Raw genomic sequence first — 23,997 nt, 5'->3', positions numbered from 1 at the left:
CCCGACGGTCAGCCGACCACCGACACCGGTCCCAGGCCCAGATCGGCGAGCCCCTCGGCATACCCCGGGTCGCCGACGAGGACCACCGTCCACGGCGGACCGGCGAGCACCTCGTCCCAGGCTGCGGCCACCTGCTCGACGGTGAGGGTGCGCAGCTGCTCCAACGTCTCCGTGACGGTGCGCGGACCGAGCCCGTCCGAGAGCAGCGCGACGAGCTCGTCGGCCACCGCGTCGGCGGTGCCGTAGCGTCCAGGGGCCGTCCGGGCCACGAAGTCCGCGGCGGCGCGCACCTCGGCCTCACCCAGCCCGGCGCCGGGGACGGAGAGGATCTGCAGCAGCTCCTCCAGGGCGGGCGCGGTCGCGTCCGCGCGCACCGAGCCGCCGACCACGGTGAGGCCACCCACGGCACGGGGCCGGAAGCCGGCCCGGACCCCGTAGGTCCACCCGCGCTCCTCCCGCAGCACGCGGTCGATCCGCGCGTGGGGCGAGCCGCCGAGGAGCATGCCGAGCGCCTGGTAGGTCCCCCAGCCGTGCGGTGTGCGACGGTCGGGGCCGGGGCGGCCCAGGTAGAGCTCGGTCTGCGCCAGACCGGGCCGGGGCACGAGGACCACCCGCCCCGCCGTTGCCGCCCGCCGCGCAGGGCCGGGCGGACCGGGGGGTCGAGCCTGCCCCGCCCAGCCGCCGAGGGTCGCGGCGACCGTCCGGACGGCGTCGGGCGTGGTGGACAGGTCACCGACCAGCACGACGGTGCCGCCCACGGGCGAGAGTGCGGCGTGCCGCTCGCGCAGGTGCTCGGGCGTCAGGCTCGCGACCGAGTCCCTGTCGCCACCCAGCGGGGTGTGGGGGCGGTCCCGCTCGTCGAAGTAGGTCCGCACGAACTGCAGCGAGGCGCGGGCCCCGGGGTCGGCGTCGTCGTGGGCGATGTCGGCGAGCCGGTGGCGTGCCAGACGGGCCACCTCGGTGTCCGGGAAGGTCGCCTCCGCCAGGCACTCGGTGAGGACCTCCAGCGCGGTGCCCAGGTGCCTGCCGGTGACCTCCACGCCCAGGTGGACGCCACGCTCCCCGGCCCCGGCACCCCAGGCGATGCCGTGCCGCTCGGTGAGCTCGGCCAGCTCCTCGCTGGTATGCCGTGCCGTCCCCTCGTCGAGCGCGCGCGCCATGAGCAGCGTCGACCCCTCGGTGCCGGGCACCTCCGAGGAGACCGGCAGGGTCAGGGCGACGCGGACGGACAGCACGTGCTGGCCGGGCAGGTCCAGGACGAGCAGGCGCAGGCCGTTGGGCAGCTGGTGCTCGTCGGGCTCCGGGAAGGCCCACGCCCCGGGCGGGCGCACCTGCGGCCGCTCGGTCGTCCGGGCGCTCACCGGACCGCCCCGGCGGTGGCGAGGACCTCGTCCGGCAGCGGCGTCGAGGCCGTCGCTCCTCGCCGGTAGCGGATCGTGGCGGCGGCCCCCGGCTGCAGCCAGTGCGCGGCGGCCTCCCGGACCTGGTCGGCGGTCACCGCAACCACGTCGTCGAGGTAGCGGTTGACCTGCTCCGGGTCGCCGAAGACCGCCGTGGCCCGGGCCAGCAGGTCGGCCCGCTCGTCGAACCCGGCCAGCGCCTCCAGCCACGAGCGCTCGGTGTCGGCCCGGGACGCCTCGAGCTCGGCCTCGGAGGGGCCCTCGCGTCCCAGTGCCACCAGCTCCTCGTGCACGGCGGTCTCGACCAGGGCCGGGTCGACGCCGTCCGAGACGTCCAGCACCAGCAGCCCCATGGAGGTGCCGTCGACCAGCCCGAGCGCCGAGGCGGAGACGCCGCTGACGGACTCCTCGCGGCGCAGCAGGCGCAGCTGGAGGCGCGACACGCTCAGGGAGGCCAGCGCGTCCATCGCCATGGCGCACGGCAGGAAGGCCGGGTCGGTCACCGCAGGGAGGCGGAAGCACAGGTACAGACGCTCGGAGGGCACGTCGTCGACGACGTCCAGGCTGGGCGTCCCGGCCAGCGGCGGCAGCGGGGCGGTGCGTCCGGGGCGGGGGACGGTGGCGTCCTGCAGGTGACCCAGGTGCCGGTCGGCGAGAGCGAGCACCTCCGTCGGGGACACGTCCCCGACGACCGACAGCACGGTGGTGGTCGGTCCGTAGTGCGCGCGGAAGAAGGCGTGGGTGTCGTCGAGGGTGGCGGCGGCGAGGTCGGCCATGGACCCGATCGTCGTGTGGTGGTAGGGGTGGTCCTCGGGGAAGACCAGGCGGCAGGCGTGCTCGAGCGCCGACCCGTAGGGGACGGTGTCGTAGCGCTGCCGCTTCTCCTCCACGACCACGTCCCGCTGGTTGTCGAGGTTCTCCTGCGTCAGCGCCGGCAGGAGATGGCCGTGCCGGTCTCCTTCGAGCCACAGCGCCAGCTCCAGCGCGCCGGTCGGGACGGACTCGACATACGCGGTGCGGTCGAAGGAGGTGGTCGCGTTGGCGCGCCCGCCCTGCGCCATGAGCGAGGACATGTGCTCCCCCTCCGCCACGAGCTCGGAGCCCTGGAACATCAGGTGCTCGAAGAGGTGGGCCAGGCCGGTCCGACCGCTCACCTCGTGGCGGGACCCGACGTCGACCCACAGGGTGAGGGAGACGGTCGGGACGGCGTGGTCCTCGCTGACGACGACGCGCAGACCGTTGGGCAGGGTGGTGGCGTGGACCGGGTAGCTCAGGGGCATGGTTGGGACACTGTACGTCGCGGACGTGGGGGGCCTGCCAGGCGACGGAGACGGGGAAGGGCCGACGCTTGAAGGGCGTGACCCGGACGATGTCCTGGTCACGCCCTTCGAGCGCTGCTGACGCGTTGAGTAGCGGGGGCAGGATTTGAACCTGCGACCTCCGGGTTATGAGCCCGGCGAGCTACCGAACTGCTCCACCCCGCGTCGTTGCTTCCCCGATCCTACGTCACCCCGGCGGCCCGACCAAATCGTGCGGTCGGGCCGCCGCTGCGGCGGCGCGTCAGGGCTGCGTCGTCTGCGAGGCGTCGTCGGGACCACCGGGGACGGCCACCGACCCGCCCTCCGGGCTGGCGGCGACGGCCCGGTCGATGGCGGCACGCAGCCTCTCCTGGGCCTGGCCGTAGGCGTCCCAGTCGCCGGCGGCCAGGGCGGTCTGACCGTCCTCGTAGGCCTGCTGGATGTCCGCGACGGCCTGCGCCACGTCCTCCTCCGGCGGCTCCTCACCGGTCGGGTCCTCGGTCCCGTCGCCGCCCTCAGGCGCCTCGGAGCCGGCGTCGCCGGCGGTTGCGCCGGAGTCACCGCCGAAGAGCTCGTCCAGCGCACCGTCCAGGGTGTCGGACCAGGCGAGCTCGTTGCCGAACGCGACCACGACCAGGCGCTGCAGCGGGTATGCCGATCCGCTCTCCGCCTGGACGTACACCGGTTCGACGTAGAGGAGTCCGTCCCCGACAGGCAACGTCAGGAGGTTGCCGATGAGCACCTGCGACCCCTGCTGCCGGTTGAGGTTGAGGAACTGGGACAGGGTCTGGGTGAACGCCTCCGAGGTCTCGTTCGAGGAGTTGATGTCGTTCTGGAACTGCCCGGGTCCGCGCACGGTGGAGTCGCGGGGCAGCACCAGCAGCCGCATCTGGCCGTAGCCCTCCCGCCGCTCGCCGTCGGCCTCCCCTGCGTCGGCGTCCACCGCGAGGTAGCCGGTGAGATTCTGGCGCGCCTGGCCCTGGGGGATGTAGGTGGTGGTGAGGCTGAAGGTGGGCTCCTCCTGGCCGGGCATCGCGATCGAGAGGTAGTACGGCGGGATGTCCGGCTTGACCGCGGTCTCCACCGTCGGGTCCTCCGACACCGCCCAGAAGTCCTGCCCGCCGAAGAAGGAGGAGGCGTCCGAGACGTGGTACCGCGTGAGCACCGACCGCTGCACCTTGAACAGGTCCTCGGGGTAGCGCAGGTGGCTCATCAGGGAGCCGTCGATCTCCGACATCGGGCGGACCGAGTTGTCGAAGGCCGAGCTCCACGCCATCAGGAGGGGGTCCTCCTCGTCCCAGGCGTAGAGGTTGACCGTGCCGTCGTAGGCGTCCACGGTCGCCTTGACCGAGTTGCGGATGTAGTTGACCTGGCCAGATCCGATGGACTCCACGTTGTTGGCGGTCTGGAGCGAGTCCGCCGTGACCTCCCCGAGCTCCTCCATCTGGCTGTACGGGTAGCGGCTGCTGACGGTGTAGCCGTCGATGATCCAGGTCACCCGACCGTCCACGACCGCCGGGTAGGGGTTCCCGTCCAGGCGCAGCCACGGCGCCACGCGCTCCACCCGGTCGCGCGGCTCCCGGTGGTCGAGAATGCGCGACTGCTCGTTGAGGGAGTCGGAGAGGAGGATCTCGACCTGCCGGTACTTGACGGCGTAGGCGGCGCGCCGCAGGAAGTCTCCGATGGCCACCCCACCGCCACCCTCGTAGGTGTTCCGCACCTCACCCGTCGTCGAGCCGCTCGAGGGGTAGTCGATCTCGCGCGGCTCGGCCCCCTCGGGGGCACCGACGATGGAGTAGTCCGGCGACGCCTCCCCGAAGTAGATCCTCGGCTCGTACTCCCCCAGATCACCGACCGGGGGGATGTTGCGCTCGTAGAAGACCGGTTCGCCCTCGCTCGAGCGCCGGTTGCCGTAGGCCGCCACGACGCCGAAGCCGTGGGTGTAGACCGTGTGGTCGTTCACCCAGTTGCGCTGCGCGGCGGGGATGCCGGCCTGGTTGAGCTCGCGCACGGCGATCACGGTGTCGACCGCCTCCCCGTCGACGTCGTAGCTGTCCACGTCGAGGGCGTCGGAGAACTGGTAGTAGTTGCGCACGCCCTGGAGCTGGCGGAACGTCGGGGAGACCACGCTCGGGTCGACGATGCGGATCCCGGGGACTGTGTCTGCGTCGCTGCGCAGCTGCCCCGGCTCCGCCTCGGTCACGGCGTCGTAGTCGACCTTCTCCACGCCGTCCAGCCCGTAGGCGGCGAGGGTGCTCGTGAGGGCCCGCTCGATGTAGGGCGCCTCCAGCTGGGCCTCCGAGGGCCGTACCCGCAGCGACTGGACCAGCGACGGGTAGACGCCGCCCAGGAGCAGGGCCACGACGATGAGGCCGCCCAGCCCGATGAGCGGGAGGCGCCAGGCGCGGGTCCAGATGGTGGCGATGAAGAACGCCGCGCACAGGAGCGCCGCGACCGCGAGGATCCCCCGGGTGGGCAGCACGGCGTTGACGTCGGTGTACGTCATACCCGTGATGCGGGCGTGCTCGGTCATCGACAGCGTGTAGCGCTCGATCCAGTAGCCCGCCGCCCGGACCACGAGCAGCAGCGCGAGGATGACCGCGAGCTGGATCCTGGCGGCCGTCGAGGTGCGCGACGTGCCCGACGCGGCCTGCAGCTGCAGGCCGCCGTAGATGTAGTGCACCAGCAGCGCACCGATGAGGGACAGGCCCAGCACCAGCGTCGCGAACGACACGATCATCTGCCAGAACGGCAGGGCGAAGACGAAGAAGCCCACGTCCATGCCGAAGTGCGGGTCCTCCACGCCGAACGGCTGCCGGTGGATGAAGAGCAGCACGGTCTGCCACTGGGAGGACATCGCCGCCCCGGCGAAGGCCCCCAGGACGAGGGGGACGGCCACGAAGACCAGGCGGCGCATCGGGTCCAGGGCGCTGCGGTAGCGGTCGAGCGCGGCCTGCTCCGGCGTGCTCGGGGCGTAGATCGGACGGTGCCGCCAGGCCAGCCACAGCGAGGCCCACACGAGAAGAGCGGTCACCGTGCCACCGAGCAGGAAGAGCGCGACCTGGCTCAGCAGACGGGTGGTGAGCACCTCGCGGAAGCCGACGGAGTCGTACCAGAGGAACTCCGTCCACAGGGTCGCCCCGTACCCGACGAGGGAGAGGAGACCGAGGAGGATCAGGACCGTCGGCACCAGGCGGCTGCGGCCACCCCCCGGACGGGGCCGTCGCGGCGGCGCGGGCGGACGCCGTCCGCCGCCGCCAGGACCGGAAGGACCGGCCGCGGCGAAGAACGGCTGGCGCGACCCCGGACCGGGCACGGAGGACCGGGGCTCACCCCCGTTCCCGGGCGGGCCTACGGGCTCGTCAGGGTCGGGGCGCTGCTCGGGCTGGCTCACCCCGTCAGCCTAACCGCCCGCCCCCGGGCCTCCGACCGCCCCGTCGGGTGCGACGATGGGAGGGTGTCCGCGTCCCACGATCCGCCCGCGTCCGCCCTCCTGACCGCCGCCGTCGACACCGAGCGGCACGTGGCCCGGGCCGGGTGGGACCAGCCGCCGCGGCTCTTCGCCCTGGTGCCGACCGCCTTGCTGCGCGAGCGGGAGCCGAGCCTGGCCGGGCGGCTCGCCCAGGCCGACGACGGGAGCCTGACCGCGGTGGAGCAGGACGGCCTGCCGGCCACCTCGGACCTGGAGTCCCTGCTCGGACGGGTCGCCTGGCCCGAGGACGTGGCCGGCGTGGCGCTGGCCGTGGAGCGCATCGTCGTGCCTCCGGACGCCGAGCGCGACCTGCCCGTCGACCCCCGGGAGGCCACCGACCGGCTCGCCGGGCACCCGGACCGCAAGGACGTACGGCTGCTGGCGGCCTGCCTGCGGGGCGGGGAGCAGGTGTGCCTGCTGCGGCAGCGTGATCACGACGACGACGACGCTGTCGCGGTGGGGCGGGACATCGCCCCCGGGCTCACCCACGCGCTCGCGCAGACACTCGTGGACTGAGGGTCGGTCCGGACGCCCGCCCGGGTCCTCAGCCGGTGCTGTCGGACCCGTCCTGCTGGCCGGCCAGGACCTCCTGGCACGTCGGGAGGTCGAGGGTGGCCGGGTCCTGCGCGGAGGCGACCTGCTCGACATACCCCCGCGCCTCGTCGAAGGTGCTCACCGGCACGACGGTGAGGCCTCCGGGCTGCCGTTCCACCACCTCGTCGCAGTTCTCCGTGGGCGCGAGGAAGACCTCGGCCCCGGCCTCCTGGGAGGCCCACATCTTCTGCGCGATCCCCCCGATGGGCCGGACCGACCCGTTGCCGCTGATCGCGCCGGTGCCCGCGAACGACCTGCCCTCGGTGAGCGAGCCGGGAGTGATGGTGTCGTAGATCGCCAGGGCGAACATCAGGCCGGCGCTGGGGCCGCCGACGTTCCCCGCGGAGACCGTCACGTCGTACGGGGTCTGGTAGTCGGGCGCGAGGTACACCCCCACGATCGTGCGTCCGGTGTCCTCGTCACGCCGGGTCGGCACGTCGATCTCGACCTCCTCGCCGTCGCGCAGGAGGGTCATGGTGGCGGACTCGCCCGGCGTGACCGCCTGCAGCCGCTCCCGGACGGCCTCGGTCTCGCTGACGGGGTCGCCCTCCACCTCCAGGATCTGGTCGTCGACCTCGAGCACGCCGTCGGCCGGGGCGTCCACGATGATCTGCGCGACCATCACCTTCTCGGGCACCTCGATGCCGCTGGCGCGCAGCGCGACGACGGCCGCGTCCTGCTGGGAGTGCTCCATGAGCGAGGTGTTCTGCTCCCGCACCTGCTGCGCGGTGACGTCCTCGGGGAAGACGTCCTCCTTGGGGACGAGCGTCGTGCGCGGGTCGAGCCTGGCCTCGAGCCAGTCCCACACGTTGAGCTCGTTGCCCGGCCCCCCGGAGATGCGGATGGTGGTGAAGTAGAGGTCACCGTCGGTGGGGTAGGTGGGCAGGTCCTCGTCCAGCTGCACCACCGTCGTGTCGTCGATCGCGCCGAGGGTGTCGTAGACGGGACCGGGGTGGTAGGCGACCTGGTCCACCCGCACCCGCCCCAGGGCGGCCCCCAGCACGACCGCGAGCACGACCGTGACGATCAGCGCCCACGAGAACGGACCCACGCCCGTGTGGGGCGGTCCCTCCCCGCCCCGTCGCCTCCTCACCACGGGATCGCTCACAGGCCCACCCAGGTGTGCTCGCCGCCGGCGTACTCCTGACGCTTCCAGACCGGCACCTGCGCCTTGAGCTCCTCGATGAGTCGCCGGCCGCCCTCGAACGCCTCCGCCCGGTGCTCGGCGGACACCGCGCAGACGACCGCGAGGTCGCCGACGGCCAGCTGGCCCACGCGGTGCACGGCATACACACCGTGGACCTGCGTCCCGGCCGCCACCCTCCCGGCGACCTGCTCCAGCAGCGCAAGCGCCTCCGGGTGGGCGCTGTAGCCCAGCTCGGTCACGCCCTCGCGGCCCTCGTCGTGCTCCCGGACCGTCCCCACGAAGATCGTCACCGCCCCCGCGCGAGGGGACGCGACCGCCCTCAGCGCCTCGTCCACGGACAGGGCGCTCTCCCGGATGTCGGTGACCACGGTGGCCCGCTGCTCGCTCACCGCGTCATTCTGCCCCATGGCTGCTGGGAGGCCCCTGTATGCCGATCCGTCCCGCCGCCCGCTCACGTCCCCGGACAGTGCCCCTGATCGGCGGCCGGGCTCAGGCCCTCGGACGCCGCCGGCGCATCAGGGAGGCGGTCGCCAGGACGGCCACCGCTGCGCTCGCGGCTCCCGCCGCCGCCGCGCCCACCGCGTCGCGGGACCGCAACCGACGGGCCATGACGGCATGGTGCCCACGCACCTGCTCCATGAGGGCGTCCACGCAGGCCAGGTTGTCGTGGGAGGGCTGCCACCCGAGTGCCGACAGACGGTGAGGGTCGGTCACCCAGGGGTGGGCGATGTACGCCAGGTCGCTGGCGGGGACGGGGATCACGCGGAGCCGGTGCAGGCGGTCCGCGGCCGCGCGGGCTGCGGTCGCGGAGAGCTCGATCCCTCGCATGCCGGAGCGCTGCTCGACCTGCTCCTGGGTGAGACTCCCCCAGGCGGCGACGGCCACCTCGCCCGGGGCGTCCGTCTCGCGGGCCAGGACGAGAAGCGCGGCGGCCAGGTCGTCGACGTGGCAGAAGCTCCAGGCCGGCAGGGTGCCCCGCATCGTCAGCAGCCGGGGGGCCTCGAAGTGCCGGGTGATCATGGTGTCGACGCCCGGCCCCACGAGGGCGCCAGGACGCACCAGGGTGAGCTCCAGCGTGGGGTGCAGGGTCGCGAGGTCGGTGACGGTGCGCTCGACGGCGACCAGCTCGGCGACCAGCCCCTCGGTGTCGTCGCTGCGCAGCGGGCTGTCCTCGGGCAGCGGGACCGGGTTGTCCTGACGGGCACCGTGGACCATCCCGCTGGTGACCACCAGCAGACGCCGGACGCCGGCGGCCGCGGCGGCGGTGGCCAGGGTGCGCACCTCCTCCGTCCGTCGGGTCCGCCGGGCGGCGGGTTCCTCCTCGAGGGCTGTCGTGAGGTCAGGTTCGAGCGCGAGGTGGACGAGGACGTCGACGTCCTCCAGGGTCGAGACGACCTGCGGCGAGCGGATGTCCACCTGGCGCCACACGACGCCCGGGGCCGTGCCCGGGCTGACGTCCAGCCCCACCACGACGTCTCCGCCCGACCCCAGCCCGCCCGCGACCGCCGTTCCGAAGGGCGTGGCGGCGCGGGTCAGCGCGAGGCGCATCGGCCTCGGGCGCGGTGCGACTGCCGCGGGGACGGAACTCACCGGCGTCTCCTGGTGTTGTGAGGGAAGAGGTCGTGGTGCGTCGGCGGACCGCCGCGGCACCCGTCATCGTCTCAGGATGGCAGGCTGGTCCCACCGCCTGTCAGAAAGGAAGGCCGACCGTGTCCGACGAGAGCTCCCCGGAGCGCCGCGACCAGCCCGACGAGCCGCACGACCCGCTCGAGTCCCTCTTCGGCGGCGCCGTCCCGCCGCAGATGAGGGAGGCGCTCGAGTCGATGGGACTGGGCAACCTCGACGAGAGCCAGGTCGCGCAGATGCGTAGCCAGATCGAGATGCTCATGGGGGGCGGCGGGGGTGACGGCCCCGTCAACTCCGAGCTCGCCCACGACGTCGCCCGTCAGGTCGTGGCCCAGCACGGCGACGCTGCCATCGGCGCGACGACCCTCAAGGACGTCGAGCAGGTCGTGCAGGTCGCGTCCCTGTGGCTGGATGCCGTGACCGACCTCCCCCGGCCCGAGGGACCCGCGCTCGCGCTGAGCCGGGCGGAGTGGGTCGAGCAGACCCTGCCTGTCTGGGAACGGCTGACCACCCCCGTCGCGGAGGGTCTGCAGGCAGCGCTCGGGGAGGCGATGCGCCAGCAGCTGTCCGGTCTGGGCGAGGACGGCGTCCCGCCGATCCCGGGCCTCCCGCCCGGCATGAACCCTGCCGCCCTCATGGGGCAGATGGAGCCGATGATCCGTCGGATGAGCGCCAGCATGTTCGGAGGCCAGGTCGGGCAGGCGGTCGGCACCCTGGCCGGGGAGACACTCACGGGGACCGAGGTGGGTATCCCCCTGCTCGCCGGCGAGTCCGTGGTCATCCTGCCGGCGAACGTCGCGGAGTTCGCCGAGGGCCTGGAGGTGGACGGCGGGGAGGTCCATCTCTACCTGGCCGTGCGGGAGGCCGCCCGCGTGCGCCTGTTCGCCGGGGTGCCCTGGCTCGGGCCCCAGCTGCTCGCGGCGGTGGAGGACTACGCGCGCGACATCAGCATCAACACGGAGGGGATCGAGGAGGCGGTCCGCAACGTCGACCCCCAGGACCCCACGGCGATGCAGGAGGCTCTCGGTGGCAGCCTGTTCTCGCCCGAGCCGAGCCCCCGCCAGCTGGCGGCCCTCGGCCGGCTCGAGACGCTGCTCGCCCTGGTCGAGGGCTGGGTGGACCAGGTGACGGCCAGGGCCACCTCCGCGCACCTCCCCCACGCCGAGGCGCTCGCCGAGGCGGTGCGGCGCCGCCGCGCGACGGGAGGACCGGCCGAGAAGACGTTCGCCTCGCTCGTCGGTCTGGAGCTGCGACCGCGCCGGCTGCGTGACGCCGCGAACCTGTGGGCGGCGCTCGAGGACGCCCGCGGGACGGAGGGTCGCGACGAGGCCTGGGGTCACCCCGACGTCGCGCCGACGGCCGCGGACCTGGACGACCCGCTCGGGTATGTCGAGCGCCGGGGTGGCGTGCAGGGCGAGCTCACGATCACCGACGCCGACATCGAGGAGCTGCTCCGCGGCGACGGCTGAGGCGACGCGTCGGCCGGGGCCTGTGGACAGACGCGGCTCTCGCCGAGGAGGGGTGCGAGTGTTGAGGGGTGAGCGAGCGAATCTGCCCCCAGGGGCCCCGGCCACGCTCCGGGTGGGCGGTCGTGCGCCGCTCCGACGGGGGCCTCCAGGTCGGCGTGGGGCCCGGGGCGACCGTGGTGCAGGGGTCGGACGACGAGCGGACCGCCGCCGTGGTGGCGGGGGTCCTGCACCCCGATCCTGCAGCGGCTGACGAGCCAGCCCGGTGCCCGGTCGTCGGGCACGGCCCGGTGGCGACGCGGCTGGCCCTGACGTTGGCCCCGTCGGGGCCGACCGACGGGCGGGCGCGGCTGACGGTGCACGTGCACCAGCACGTCGTCCCACCCGATGTGGGCCTCGCCGCGGCGCGGGACGGTCTGCTGCACCTGCCGGTCGTCGTCCAGTCCCGGCGGGTGGTGGTCGGTCCCCTGACCGGCCGTCCGGCCGACCCGTGCCTGCACTGCCTCGACCGGCACCGGGTGGACCGCGACCCGGGCTGGCCGGAGCTGTCCACCTGGCTCGGCCACCCGGCGCAGCAGGTCGATCCGGTCCCGGTGCCCGCCGACGTCCTGGCCGCCGCCGAGGGGGTGGTCCTCCTGCTGGTCCGCTCCGCGCTGGCCGGCCAGCTCGTCACGCCCGGCCTCTCCTACGAGATCGGCACCCGCGCGCCGCACGTCGTCGTGCGCACGTGGCGGCGCCACCCCGCCTGCGCCTGGCACCCTCCGCCCGACCTGGCCGTTCCCGCCGCGACCTCGCGGGTCGGGTGAACGCGCCCTCGGCAACCTCCCGCGGCCCGCCGTGGCGGCCCGGGTCGTCGACCCGGGACAGCCACGGCGACCCGTCAGGCGGCGACGTCGTTCTTGCGCGGGCGACCACGTGGCCGCTTGCGCGGGACGACGACCCCCTGGAGGACGAGCTGGCCACCCCAGACCCCCCACGGCTCACGGCGTTCGAGAGCGCCTGCGAGGCAGGCCTCCCGCACGGGGCAGCCAAGGCACAACGCCTTGGCCTGCTCCACCTCGTGCGGCTGCTCGGCGAACCACAGGTCCGCCTCGCCCAGCTGGCACGGCAGGCCGGTCGTCATCGCCCCCGTCGGACCGTCCGGCACGAGGCCGAGCAGCGCCGCGAGGGGCGGGAGGGAGCCGCTCCGGGGGTCGGTGGCGTGCGTGCGCACTGCGTCGTGCACGTCAGTTCCTTCCTGCTGTGGTCTGGTCTGCTGACTGGGCGGATGGGCGGTGATCGTCATGGCGGTCGTCTCCGTGGGTGCTGATGGAACGGATCCGTGACGATCTGCCGGTCCTCGGGCGGCGGGCCCGGTGCAGGACAGCAGAACGGCCGCGGATCCTCGGACGAGGACTCGCGGCCGGCAGACGCAGCAGGCGGGGTGCTAGCTGGTCCTGGCTGGGGTCACGTCCAGGGGGCGGGGGTGGGTCGGCGCGGTCGCGGTGCGGCTGGGGCCACCGACGAGGGTGGAACCGACCACGGCATCGGCAGAGCCGAGGCGGGGGCGCAGTGCGGGCCCGAAGAAGGGCAGGGCTGCGCCGAGCGAGTCACGACGGACTACCCCGGAGCGCCTGACGATGGTCATCTCCATGTGATTCCCCCTCCTCTCCGCTGCGCGCTGACCCCACCGGCCTGGACGGCCGTGAGCTGGACGACTGACACTCTATGACCGCACCGGCCGAGGGTGCAACGGTTTTTCCGACGAAGTTCCTCAGGCCCTGAGCGCGCCGGGTCGGACCCCCACCGCTCCCGGCACGTGGCATCACCCGTGGGGGTCGCGCAGGATGCGCAGCACGTCTTCGCCATACTTCTCGATCTTGCGCTCCCCCACTCCTGAGATCTGTTGCAGCGCAGCGCCGTCCAGAGGCATGGCCTCGGCGATAGCGGTGAGGGTGGCATCCGTGAAGACGACGTACGCGGGGACGGCGGCGGAGGAGGCGGTCTCCTTGCGCCACTGACGCAAGGCCTCGAAGACCGACTCGTCGTAGGTGGGTGGGCACTGACCGCAGCGGCCCACCTTGCGCTCGGCGGCACCGTGCAGGATGGTGCCGCAGGTACGGCAGGTGCGGGGGACCCTGGCGGTGGTCGACCCTGACCTGCCCCGCCCCCGGCGCGGGCGGTCGGTCCGTTCCGCGCCCGCCCCGAGCACCCCGGCGGCGGGGGCCAGGAAGCGGGACACCGTCCTCGTGCTCCTGGCACCGGGACTGCGGGAGCCGGCCCAGCTCAGCGCCAGACGCTCCCTGGCCCTGGTGATCCCGACGTACAGCAGACGGCGCTCCTCCTCGACGCGCTCGGGCGTGTCCGCGAGCGTGATCGGGAGCAGTCCCTCGCTGCAGCCGACCAGCAGGACGACGTCCCACTCCAGCCCCTTGGCGGCGTGGAGGGAGGCGAGGGTGATGCCCTCGACGGTCGGGGCGTGCTGCTCGGCGGCGCGTCGCTCGAGCTCGCCCACGAGCTCCGGAACCCGGGCGGTGGGGCTGGTGCGGGCGAGGTCGTCGGCCAGCAGGGCGAGCGCCTGCAGGCTCTCCCACCGCTCGCGGGTCGCCCCACCACCCTCGGGCGGGTGCGGTCCCCAGCCCGCGCCGGAGAGCACGTCGCGGACGACCTCCCCGAGGGGGCGGGTGACGTCGTCGGAGCGGGCGGCGCCGCGCAGCAGGAGCACGGCGGAACGCACCTCGGGCCTGGAGAAGAACCTCTCCCCGCCGCGCACGAGGTAGGGCACGTCAGCCCGCGCGAGGGCCGACTCGAGGACCTCCGACTGGCTGTTGGTCCGGTAGAGGACGGCGATCTCGCTCGCGCGCGTGCCGGCGTCCAGCAGCTCTCTCACCTGGGCGGCGACGCCGTTGGCCTCCACGACGTCGTCGGGGTGCTGGGTGAGGGTCGGCACCGGCCCGCCGTCCCGCTGCGCCGTGAGCTGGATCGCCTCCCGCGTCCCCCCAGCCCCTTCCCCCCGGTCGCGGCCCCCGTCGAGGACCAGGTTGGCGAGCTGGACCACCTGCGGGGTGCTGCGGTAGTTGCGCACCAGGCGGACGGTGCGCGCGTCGGGATGCCGTCGGGGGAACCCCAGCAGGTGCTCCGCCGACGCCCCCGTGAAGGAGTAGATCGACTGCGCCGGATCACCCACCACGCAGACGTCGGAGCGGTCGCCGAGCCACTGGTCGAGCAGCGTCTGCTGCAGGAGGTTCACGTCCTGGTACTCGTCGACGACGAAGTGCCGGTACTGGTCCTGCACCTGGGTCCGCACCCGCGGGTGCTCGTCCAGAAGCGCGACGGTCAGGAGGAGCACGTCCTCGAAGTCGATGACGTGACGCTCGTCGCAGACCTCGCCGTAGACCTCGAGCAGACGGGCCATCGCGGTGGCGTCCAGGCCGGCCGGCGACCGCCCCAGCGACCGGGCCGTCGCGGCGTAGGTGTCGGCGGAGAGCATGCTCACCTTCGACCACTCGATCTCGCTGGCGACGTCGCGCAGACCTGCACGGTCCAGCCGCAGGCGCAGCCGCCCCGCGGCCTCGGCGACGGCCGGCACCTTCTGGGCCAGGATCTCCGGCGGAGCCCCTCCCACCGCCTGCGGCCAGAAGAACTGGAGCTGGCGGAGGGCGGCTGCGTGGAAGGTTCTGGCCTGGACCCCGGGGACACCGAGCCCACGCAACCGCGTCCGCATCTCCCCGGCGGCGCGAGCCGTGAACGTGACGGCCAGCACCCGGGAGGGGTGGTAGGCACCGGACGCCACGCCGTAGGCGATGCGGTGCGTGATGGCGCGGGTCTTGCCCGTGCCCGCCCCCGCCAGGACCACCATGGGGCCGTTCGGATGGGCCGCCACCTCCCGCTGCTCGGGGTCGAGCGCGGCAAGGACGGCGTCCGGGTCGAGGGGTTGCTGGGCGCCCGTCGCGGGAAGGGTCAAGGCTGAGGCTCCCGGCCGGCGGGATGCGGAAGGGGGCCCCCGAACCAGTCCTCGATCAGACGTCTGGCGATGGACGCGGGCGTCGGCAGGGTGAGCGTGCCCGAGCGCACCCCGTCGGCGAGCTCCTCGCGGCTGAACCACCCGGCGTAGCGCAGCTCCCCCGGGTCCGGCACGAGGTCGGTGGTCACGGCGCGAGCCCGGAAGCCCAGCATGAGCGACCCCGGGTAGGGCCAGGGCTGGTTGCCCCGGTAGACCAGCTCGGAGACCTCGATGCCGACCTCCTCGCGCACCTCGCGGACGACGGCCGCCTCCATCGTCTCCCCGGCCTCCACGAAACCGGCCAGCACCGAGACCCGGCCCTCCTGCCACGCGACCCCCGTGCCGAGGACGATCCTGTCCGCGTCGTCGACGACCGACATGATGACGGCAGGATCGGTGCGGGGATGGTGCTCCGACCCGTCCTGGGGGCAGCGCCGCACCCACCCACCGAGCACCACCAGGGTGCGGGCCCCGCACCGGGGGCAGTGCCGATGGCCGCGGTGCCACCCGGCCAGCGCCGTAGCCGTGGTGAGCAGGCCGGCGTCGGTGTCGTCGAGGTCCGCACCGACCTCGCGAAGGTCCACCCAGTCCGCATCGTCCGGGATCGGCACGGGCTGATCCTCCTCGGGAGGCAGCTGGACGGCCAGGTAGGCCACCCCCTCACGGCGTCCCAGGAACCACGGCGCCAGCCCCGCGTCCGCCTCGACCGGGCCTCGCAGCACCAGGCCCCTGGTGGCTCCGCCCGCGCGACCGAGCGCCGGGCCGACGGCAGCCGTGCCACCCCGGAGGCTGACCACCCTCGTCGCGGGGTCCGTGAGCGCGCGCGGCACGGTGCCGTCGTCCGTCCGCTCCTGGGCCGACCGGTCCACCGTCGATCTCGACAGGGCCAGGTCGAGCAACGTCTCGTCCGAACGGGTCACGCACGCCACTGTAGGTGCAGGCACCGACGCCTCCATGACCTGCCGGGGCGGCTTCCCCGACCACGGGCGGCGCACCGCATACGGTGGACCGGTGATGCGCAGCGATCTGGCCATGGCCGCCCTCGCCAGCGCCGCCGTCCCGGGCATGAAGCCGGTCGCGGTGGCCGGGATGGCGTCGGCTGACCCCGAGGACGACACGGAGGTCCAGAGGGCTCTGGTCACGGACGCCACAGGTCGCAGCTGGGTCGTGCACGCCCCGCTGCACCCGGTGGCCGGGGCCCGCATGCGACGCAACGACGAGCTGGTGCGTCAGCTCGCCCGCCACGTCCCCTTCAAGGTGCCGACCCCGGCCGGGTATGCATCGCTCGGTACCGACGGTGACGCCGCCGTGTACCCCCACGTCGAGGGTTCGCCCCTCGACCTGGGCAGGCTCCCGGGCGGTCCGGGGCTGGCCAGCGCCCTCGGGAGGGCCCTCGCCTCGGTCCACAACATCCCCCGTGGGGTCCTCGAGGAGCAGGACGTGCCCGTGTTCGACGCCGCCGGGTGCAGGCAGCGCGCCACCGCGGAGGTCGACCGCGCCTCGGAGACGGGGCGGGTGCCCACGGGCCTCCTGGCACGCTGGGAGGAGGCGTTCGACGCGCCGGCCCTCTGGCAGTTCGCCACCACCCCCGTGCACGGCTCGTTCTCCGGGCGGACCGTCCTGGTGGCCTTCGCCGACCCCGCCGACGCGGGCAGCGGCCGGGTCGTGGCGGTGACCGACTGGGGAGAGGCCATGGTGGGAGACCCCGCCACGGACCTGGCGGCGCTCTACGCGAGCGCCTCGCCGCAGGCGTGGGAGGCCGTCCTTGACGCCTACACCCTCGCGAGGGCGCAGCGACCCGACCCCTACCTGCACGCCCGTGCCCGCCTCGTCGCCGAGACCCGCGCGCTCCGCGGCCTCGCCGCGGCCGTCGCCGAGGGCCAGGAGCAGCAGGTGCGCAGGATCGTCGAGGTCCTACGCCGGATGGACCGCCTCACCGAGGACGACGACTCCCTCGTCCCCGCGACCGCCCGACCTCGCGAGGGCGCCGGGGCGGCGCCCGGACCCGGCACGGGGCCCGTGGACCGGTCGGCGCAGGACGTCGAGGTGTTCCCGGTGAGCCTGACCGAGCCTGACCACCCGGCTCCCGGGACGCCGGGTGACGAGCCGTCGACGGACGCCGACGACGTGGTCGCGGAGGCGTACGACCCGGACCAGTCGCCCGACGACGACCCGAGCGAGGCCGACGCCCTCGACGTGAGCGGCGACCCGGGCGACGCCGACGCCCTCGACCTCGCCGACGACCGGGGCGGGGCGGCCGAGGGGCGAGAGGCGGACCCGACGGTCGAGGTCCCCAGGGTCACGATCGCCCCCGACGAGATCACCGGCCCCACCGCCACGGAGGTGCCCGAGGAGACTCCCGGCCCCACCGCCACCGAGGCGCCCGGCGCCGACGAGGAGGTGCCCGACCCCTCGACCGCGGGCGCGACGCACGGGGTCGACCCGCAGGACGACGAGGGGCTCGACGACGCCCAGCGGCTGCACGAGCTCTACGGCATGCCGGACGTCCGGCCCGAACCGGGGGCCGGTGGGCCGGGCTCGAGGGACGACTCCCCCGACCGCTGAGCCGCACCGCCGTCCGCGAGCGTGAGCCGGGACAGCAGCTGCTCCAGCTCGGCCTCCCCGGGCAACGGCGGCCGCACCGTCTGGCCCGTGGCGGCGAAGAAGAACGCGGCTCGCACGAGCTGCGGCGGGAGGCCGGTGAGGCGGGCGTAGCCCAGGCGGTAGACCGCCAGCTGCAGGGCACGGCGTCGCTGGTCCTCCACCGACCCGGGTCGGCCCGTCTTCCAGTCCACGATCGTCACGCCACCGTCCTGGTCCGCGAAGACTGCGTCGATCCGGCCACGGACAGCACGTCCGGCGACGCTCGTCTCCAGGGAGACCTCGACGTCCGTGGGTGAGCGGTCGGCCCACTCGCTGGCCAGGAAGTGGCGTTGCAGGACCTCGAGGTCCTCCTCCGGATCCAGCTCGAGGTCGCCGGTGACGAGCTCGTCGAGATCGACCAGGACCGGCGTGGAGTAGTGCTGCTCCACCCAGGCGTGGAAGGCCGTGCCCAGGCGCGCGTGGGGTGCGGGCGGGGAGGGCAGGGGTCTGCGCAGCCGGGTGAGGTAGGCCTGCGGGTCCCCGGCGAGCTCCACGACGGCCGATGTCGAGAGGGAGTCGGGGGCCGCGGGCAGCCCTGCCGCGCCTCTCGCCTCGGCCCGCTCGGTGAGCAGGAGCTCCACGAGGTCGTCCCAGGGACCGGTGCCCGGCGCGGAGGCCTCCGTGCCCGCGGAGCGGGCCGCCACGAGCGCGGCCGCCACGTCCCGCACCACCTGCCGACGCGCCTGCGGCTGCACCGGCCAGGGTGCGGTGCTCTCCTCCAGCAGGCGAGGGTTCTGGTTCTGCTCCGGGTCGCCGGGGTCGGGCATCGGCGCCCAGGCACGCCGACGCACCTCGTCGCTCAGGCGCACCTCCTCGAGGAAGCGCGACGTCACCCGGGGAGTCTTACCCGTGGACCACACCGGCGCCGTCAGCAGCATCCGGCTCCGGGCGCGGGTGAGGGCGACGTAGGCCAGTCGACGCTCCTCGGACACCGCGAACTGCCCACCCTCGTCGGCCAGGCGTTCGACGGCGGAGTGCAGCTCGTGGGTGTCCGCGACGGAGAGCCACCCCAGGGTGGGGCGCCCCTCCCGGTCGCCCCGGAGCGGGGTGGGCAGCCGGCCGATGCCGGTCAGCCACCCCCGGTCCTTCGGCTCGCCGGTGCGCCACCCGGACCCGTCGTGGCTGGCACGGACCGACGTGGACGGGAAGGTGCCCTCGACCAGCCCGGGGACCGCGACCAGGTCCCACTCCAGGCCCTTGGCGGCGTGGACCGTCAGCACCTGGACCCGGGAGGCGTCGACGCTCACCTCGGCCAGCTCGGGCACCTCCACCCCCTCCAGGCCGCGCTCGTGCTCCCTCGCGGCGTCCAGCCAGTCCAGGAAGCCGCCCAGGCTCACCCGGTCGGCACCCGCCGCGTAGCCCGCCGCGACGTCGACCAGGGCGTCGAGCTGGGCGCGCCCCCAGGTGGGGTGCAGGTCCGGGTCTGCCGCCACCTCCAGGTCCAGGCCCAGCAGCCGCTCAGCCTCCATGAGCAGGTCGGGCAGAGGCAGGCCGACGAGTCGACGCACCCGTCGCACGACCCCCGCCAACCACGCCAGGCGCGCCCCCGCCTCCGGGCTCAGGCGCCGTCCGGCGGCGTCGGCCCACGAGGAGGGTGGCGGAGACTCCAGCGCCTCCGCCAGCACCGCGGCGTGCTCGCGGGGGATGGCGCGCACGACCTCCCGACCGGGTTCCCGGACCCACGCCCAGAGAGCGTCGACGTCAGCGGCGCCCAGTCGGCATACCGGACCCGTGATGAGCCGCATCACCTGGTCACCCCTCGTCGGCTCCTGGGCCACCCACAGCAGGGCCACGAGATCCAGCACCTCGGGGGTGTCGAGCAGACCACCGAGCCCGACGACCTCCACCGGAAGACCCTGGCGTCGCAGCGCGTCCACCACGGTGGGGAACTGCGCGCGGGCTCGGCACAGCACCGCCGCGGACCGTGCCCCGGGTCTGCCCCACTGCTCGCCGACCCAGGCTGCGACGTGCTCGGCCTCCGTGACGTGGTCGACCAACCGGGCGACCTCCACCTGACCCGGACCCGCACCGTCCCGCGACCGCAGCGTCCGGACGGGGATCGGCGCACCGCTCCGGAGCGGCTCGGCGACGGCGTTGGCCGCGGCGAGGACCGCGTCGTCGTTGCGCCACGAGGTGCTCAGGTGCAGCACCGGGGTAGCCCGGCCCCCCACGGCGAACTCGTGCGGGAACCGGGTCAGGGTGGTGGCGCTGGCGCCGCGCCAGCCGTAGATCGACTGGTGGGGGTCGCCGACTGCGGTGACCGGCAGGTCCTCGCCCGCGAAGAGCGCCGACATCAGCACCATCTGTGCCTCGGAGGTGTCCTGGAACTCGTCCAGGAGCACTGCCCGGTAGCGGATCCGCTCGGACTGGGCGACGTCGGGGACGTCCCGGGCGAGGCGGGCGGCGAGGGCCATCTGGTCACCGAAGTCGAGGGCCCCCCTCTCCGCCTTGGCAGCGCGGTAGGCCTGGACAAGGGGGTAGACCAGCGACTGACGGCGCAGGGTGTCCGCGAGCTGCTGACCGACGACCTTCGGCTTCCGGCCGTCGGCGCCGGGGAGGGACCGCAGGTGGCCCTCCACCCGGCCGAGCCAGTCGAGGACGTCCGCCGGGTCCACGAGGTGCTCCCCGAGCTCGCCGGCGAGGGAGACCACGGCGCGGACGACGGTGGACGGTTGGAGGTCCATCGCGCTCATGTCGCCCGGGTAGGCGGCCACCACCTCGTGGGCCAGCTGCCAGCAGGCGGCCTCCGACAGCAAGCGGGCGTCGGGCTCCACGCCCAGGCGCAGTCCGTGCTCGCTGACCAGTCGACCGGCGTAGGCGTGATAGGTCGACACGGTCGGGAGGTCGAAGGCCTCGAGGCCAGGACCGGCGTCGGCGACCGGGACCCCCGCCCGCCCGAGCCGGGCGAGCTTGTCGGCCAGCCGCGCTGACAGCTCCAACGCGGCCTTGCGCGTGAAGGTCAGGCCGAGAACCTCCTGGGGCCGGACGACCCCGTTGGCGATCAGCCAGATCACCCTGGAAGCCATGGTCTCGGTCTTGCCCGAGCCCGCCCCCGCCACGACGACCACCGGGGTCAGTGGTGCCTCGATGACGGCGCGCTGCTCCGGTGTCGGGCGGTGCGTGCCGAGCAGGTCGGCGAGCTCGTCCGCTCCGTAGCGCAGGCCGGGCGTCATCGCTGCTGCCCCTCGGGCTGGAGGGGACAGCAGAAGCGTGCGGGGCAGCGCCGGCACCGCTGCCCGAGATCCTGGGCGGGGAAGTGCTGACCCGCCATCCCCGCCGCGGCACGGCGCAGCATCGCGTGCGCCCAGCCCGGATCGTCAGCCTCCTCCACTGCGGGTTGTACCTGGGTGAGCTGCCGCTCGGGGGTGCCGAGGTTGACGAGCTGGGCGCCCCCGCTCCGCCCGGCCGCGGTCCCGTGGAAAGCCCCCTCCTCCACCGCCACCTGGTAGGCGCCGAGCTGGGCGTGGGTGCGGATCTCGTCCTTGGAGGGTTTGGTCCCGCTGGTCTTCAGGTCGAGGACCACGAGACGCCCCTCGGCGTCCTGCTCCAGCCGGTCGACCTGACCGGTGATGAGGACGTCCCGCTCCCCCTCGCCGGCGGCCGGGACCCGCACGCGCAGGTCGAGCTCGGTCCCCAGCAGGACCCGCCCCTCGCCCGCCGCCTCGGCGACGTAGGCGGCGAAGCGCTCCACCATCCGCCGTGCCCCCTGGAGCTGCTTGTCGCCGATCCAGCCCGCCGGCAGTCCCAGCTCGGGCCAGCGGCGCTCAAGCTCGGCGACCAGGGTGACCGCATCCCCCTCCGGCCGGGTCGCGACCACGTCGTGGACCAGCGTTCCGATCTCCGCCCGCGTCGCCTCACCGGTGTCCGCGCCCCGCGTGGTGAGGAACCACCTCAGCGCGCAGTCCAGGTAGGTCTGGACCTGCGAGGGAGAGACCCTGACCGGGCCGCGCGGGACGAGGTCACGATCCGCCGACACCTCCAGGGTGTCCCACCACCGCTGGGGGTCCGCCCCGGGGACCCCCGCGTCGGCCAGCCGGAGGAGGGCGTCGACGGCGGCGTCCCGCTCGGCCCGCCGTCCCTCTCGATGGGCGAGGACCGCCTCGCGACGCACCTGGCCGACCAGGCCCCGGAGAGTCAGCGCAGGAGGGACGTCCACCGGAGGACGCTCGCGGTGGCCGGGGTCGACCAGGTCGAGGAACGCCGACGGCTGGTCCTCGGTGCTGGCCACGGCCGTGACGAGCAGCTGCCGGTCGGCCCGGGTGACGGCGACGTGGAACTGACGCAGCTCGTCCGCACGCACCTGGGACTGGGACGCCCGGACCGCCTCGGGTCCACCCGTCGGTCCGCCGGCCAGCGCCGCCACCAGAGCCTCGGCACCGAGCAGCGTGTCGCGGAGGCGCAGATCCGGCCAGACCCCGTCCTGCACCCCGACGACGGCCACGTGACTCCACTCACGGCCCGCCGCTCCCTGGGGGGTCAGCACCTCGACCGCCTCTCCCGTCCGGGCGCCGACGACGAGAGTGTCCGCGGCGACCTCGGCGCTGCGGACGTGGTCGAGGAAGCCGCGCGCCCTGCTTCCGGGCAGCCGTTCGACGTACGACGCGGCCGCGCCGAACAGGACGAGCACCGCGTCGAGGTCCCGGTCGGCGCGCGCGCCGAGAGCGCCCCCCGCGAGCGCCTGGGCGGCCCAGGTGCCCGCCAGGCCGGTGGCGTCCCACAGGGCCCAGAGGATGTCCTCGGCCGACCCGGACGGGTCCGTGCCCGCCGCGGCGCGACCGGCCTCGATGACGGCGCCGACACGGACCACCGGGGCCAGGTCGGGATGGATGTCGGCGGGGGTGGTGATGCGCAGCCCGGGGTCGGAGAGCAGCTCCGCGAGGACGTCGTCGGCGGCCCGGTCTCCCCCGGCCGCCAGCTCGGAGGCGCGGAGGCGGCGGCGCAGACGCCGCAGGTGCACCGGGTCCACCTGCCCCCAGGGCCCCGTGAGGAGAGAGACCGTCTCCTCCGGGGTGGCCCGCCACGGCTGCCCCGGTCCTCTGGTCACGACGTCGAAGGCCGTGAGGAGGGGGGCCACTGCGGGGTCGTGCCCGAGCGGCGTCCCCGACCGGTCGACGCGGACGGGCACCCCGCCGTTGGCGAGTGCCCGACGGACAGCCTCCTGCTGCGCCCCCGAGCGCGCCAGGACGGCCATCCTGCCCCAGGGCACGCCGTCGCGCAGGTGCGCCGTCCGCAGCCACCGGGCGACGTAGGCGCTCTCCTGCGGGCCGCTGCGGGCGACCGCCACCTCGACAGCCTCGCCGGTGCACCCGACCGGCGACGGACGGCGGTGGCCGGTTCCGCCGGTCACCCCGATCCTCTCGGCGACGGAGGCCTGCACGACGGCCAGCGCCGGCCCGCCACGGTGCCGGGTGCGCAACGCGACGGTGACGGGTGCGTGCGGGGCGGCGAGGTGGGCGGCCAGCTCGACGAACCGACCTGCCACGGCTCCCCGGAAACCGAGCACCGAGGAGTCCGGGTCACCCACGAGCAGGGTGTCCGTCCCGGGCGCGTGGATGACCCGCAGCAGCCGGGCGGCCGAGGCGGTGAGCTCCTGGGCGTCGTCCACGACGATCACCCGGACCCGGGCACGGACGTCGGCCAGCAGCCGGGAGTCCTCCTCCAGCGCGTCCGCGGCGGCGGTGCAGATCCACGCCGGGTCGTAGCTGCCCGGCTCCGAGAGCGCGGTCACCTCGTCGTACTCCGCCAGGACCGCGGCAGCCGCCTCCCACTCCGGGCGGCCGTGCTCCACCCCGAACCGGGAGAGGTCGGCGGGTTCCAGCCCGTGCTCGACCGCGCGCATGAGGAGGTCGCGCAGCTGGGCCCGGAACCCCGCGGTCGGCAGTGCGGCGGTGAGCTGCTGCGGCCACCCCGGGCCGCCGCCGTCCTGTGCGTGCCCCGCCAGCAGCTCACGCAGGATGACGTCCTGCTCGGCGCCGGACAGGAGGCGCGGGAGCGGTTCGCCGGTCCCGGCGGCCGCCAGGCGCAGCACCGCGAACGCCAGGGAGGAGGGGGTGCGCGCGAGGGGCTGGGAGAAGGTCAGCCCGAGGCCACGCCCGATCCTGGCGCGCAGCAGCGCCGCGGCCTGACGGGTCGGACCCAGGACCAGACAGGAGTCCGGTGGCAGACCGTCCTGGAGCACCCGCGCCTGGACGTGCCGGACCACCGTGGACGTCTTGCCGCTGCCCGGCGACCCGAGGACCAGCAGCGTCCCTCCCCGATGGGTCAGGACGCGCTCCTGCGCAGGGTCGTCCGGGCGGAGCTGCTGCGCGGAGCCGGCCGAGGACATACCCCCATCTCATCACCGCGCACCGACAGGGCAGCCGCGCGGCC

16 protein-coding genes and 1 tRNA gene are annotated in these 23,997 nt (G+C 74.5%); 4 read left to right on the top strand and 13 right to left on the bottom strand.

What is annotated here, in order from left to right; translation table 11 throughout:
• Positions 1 to 8 precede the first annotated feature (8 nt).
• The 4 genes from D4B81_RS14255 to D4B81_RS14240 all read right to left on the bottom strand — a co-directional run bounded on the left by D4B81_RS14255 (position 9) and on the right by D4B81_RS14240 (position 6,092).
• On the bottom strand, positions 9 to 1,361 hold the full coding sequence (locus D4B81_RS14255; protein ID WP_122263276.1) for a M16 family metallopeptidase: 1,353 nt from the start codon (positions 1,359 to 1,361) through the stop codon (positions 9 to 11).
• The gene (locus D4B81_RS14250) at positions 1,358 to 2,680 is read right to left on the bottom strand and encodes a M16 family metallopeptidase (protein ID WP_122263274.1); all 1,323 of its coding nucleotides are present in this window, start codon (positions 2,678 to 2,680) and stop codon (positions 1,358 to 1,360) included. The genes D4B81_RS14255 and D4B81_RS14250 overlap by 4 nt, the downstream gene beginning before the upstream one ends.
• Positions 2,681 to 2,810: 130 nt before the next feature.
• A tRNA-Met gene (locus D4B81_RS14245) sits at positions 2,811 to 2,884 on the bottom strand.
• Positions 2,885 to 2,960: 76 nt separating this feature from the next.
• Entirely contained in the window at positions 2,961 to 6,092 is a 3,132-nt protein-coding gene (locus tag D4B81_RS14240) for a UPF0182 family membrane protein (protein WP_237566013.1), read from the bottom strand.
• A gap of 63 nt (positions 6,093 to 6,155) precedes the next feature.
• Between D4B81_RS14240 and D4B81_RS14235 the strand changes: the two genes are divergently transcribed.
• Positions 6,156 to 6,686 (top strand): PPA1309 family protein, encoded by a 531-nt coding sequence (locus tag D4B81_RS14235; RefSeq protein ID WP_122263270.1) that lies wholly within the window; start codon positions 6,156 to 6,158, stop codon positions 6,684 to 6,686.
• Positions 6,687 to 6,714: 28 nt separating this feature from the next.
• On the opposite strand, the gene D4B81_RS14230 is transcribed toward D4B81_RS14235, so the two are convergent.
• The 3 genes from D4B81_RS14230 to D4B81_RS14220 form a co-directional block, all read right to left on the bottom strand.
• A complete protein-coding gene (locus D4B81_RS14230; protein WP_161965179.1) occupies positions 6,715 to 7,872 on the bottom strand; it encodes a YlbL family protein in 1,158 nt (385 codons plus the stop codon).
• Positions 7,869 to 8,300: a molybdenum cofactor biosynthesis protein MoaE gene (locus tag D4B81_RS14225; protein WP_237566012.1), complete on the bottom strand. Its 432-nt coding sequence runs from the start codon at positions 8,298 to 8,300 to the stop codon at positions 7,869 to 7,871. The genes D4B81_RS14230 and D4B81_RS14225 overlap by 4 nt, the downstream gene beginning before the upstream one ends.
• Before the next feature lie 100 nt (positions 8,301 to 8,400).
• Positions 8,401 to 9,501 carry an NAD-dependent epimerase/dehydratase family protein gene (locus D4B81_RS14220; RefSeq protein WP_161965178.1) on the bottom strand — a complete coding sequence of 367 codons (1,101 nt, stop codon included), beginning with the start codon at positions 9,499 to 9,501 and terminating at the stop codon, positions 8,401 to 8,403.
• 119 nt (positions 9,502 to 9,620) lie between these two features.
• Here D4B81_RS14220 and D4B81_RS14215 point away from each other — a divergent pair, with 119 nt between their 5' ends.
• Both D4B81_RS14215 and D4B81_RS14210 read left to right on the top strand, forming a co-directional pair.
• Positions 9,621 to 11,006, top strand: coding sequence for a zinc-dependent metalloprotease (locus tag D4B81_RS14215; RefSeq protein ID WP_122263262.1), 1,386 nt, complete (start codon positions 9,621 to 9,623; stop codon positions 11,004 to 11,006).
• A gap of 68 nt (positions 11,007 to 11,074) precedes the next feature.
• Entirely contained in the window at positions 11,075 to 11,809 is a 735-nt protein-coding gene (locus tag D4B81_RS14210; RefSeq protein WP_161965177.1) for a hypothetical protein, read from the top strand.
• A gap of 74 nt (positions 11,810 to 11,883) precedes the next feature.
• Here the strand turns inward: D4B81_RS14210 and D4B81_RS18925 are convergent, their stop codons facing one another.
• The 4 genes from D4B81_RS18925 to nudC all read right to left on the bottom strand — a co-directional run bounded on the left by D4B81_RS18925 (position 11,884) and on the right by nudC (position 15,905).
• A complete protein-coding gene (locus tag D4B81_RS18925; protein WP_237566018.1) occupies positions 11,884 to 12,126 on the bottom strand; it encodes a WhiB family transcriptional regulator in 243 nt (80 codons plus the stop codon).
• A gap of 303 nt (positions 12,127 to 12,429) precedes the next feature.
• Entirely contained in the window at positions 12,430 to 12,636 is a 207-nt protein-coding gene (locus D4B81_RS14200) for a hypothetical protein (RefSeq protein WP_122263256.1), read from the bottom strand.
• Between the two features lie 171 nt (positions 12,637 to 12,807).
• The gene (locus tag D4B81_RS14195; RefSeq protein WP_272914073.1) at positions 12,808 to 14,946 is read right to left on the bottom strand and encodes an ATP-dependent DNA helicase UvrD2; all 2,139 of its coding nucleotides are present in this window, start codon (positions 14,944 to 14,946) and stop codon (positions 12,808 to 12,810) included.
• Positions 14,943 to 15,905, bottom strand: coding sequence for an NAD(+) diphosphatase (nudC, locus tag D4B81_RS14190; RefSeq protein ID WP_237566011.1), 963 nt, complete (start codon positions 15,903 to 15,905; stop codon positions 14,943 to 14,945). Before nudC ends, D4B81_RS14195 begins: the two co-directional genes overlap by 4 nt.
• A 94-nt stretch (positions 15,906 to 15,999) precedes the next feature.
• On the opposite strand from nudC, the gene D4B81_RS14185 reads away from it, so the two are divergent.
• Positions 16,000 to 17,550, top strand: a complete 1,551-nt coding sequence (locus D4B81_RS14185) for a phosphotransferase (protein ID WP_237566016.1) — start codon at positions 16,000 to 16,002, stop codon at positions 17,548 to 17,550.
• Here the strand turns inward: D4B81_RS14185 and D4B81_RS14180 are convergent.
• Entirely contained in the window at positions 17,475 to 20,801 is a 3,327-nt protein-coding gene (locus tag D4B81_RS14180; protein ID WP_122263250.1) for an ATP-dependent helicase, read from the bottom strand. The two genes, D4B81_RS14185 and D4B81_RS14180, sit on opposite strands and share 76 nt — an antisense overlap.
• A complete protein-coding gene (locus tag D4B81_RS14175) occupies positions 20,798 to 23,953 on the bottom strand; it encodes an ATP-dependent helicase (protein ID WP_122263249.1) in 3,156 nt (1,051 codons plus the stop codon). Before D4B81_RS14175 ends, D4B81_RS14180 begins: the two co-directional genes overlap by 4 nt.
• Positions 23,954 to 23,997 lie beyond the last annotated feature (44 nt).

Source organism: Ornithinimicrobium cerasi, assembly GCF_003702705.1.
In the GTDB taxonomy this organism is placed as follows: domain Bacteria; phylum Actinomycetota; class Actinomycetes; order Actinomycetales; family Dermatophilaceae; genus Ornithinicoccus; species Ornithinicoccus cerasi.
The sequence above is the reverse complement of the archived record's forward strand: the minus strand, read 5'-3'. Positions and strand labels throughout refer to the sequence as shown.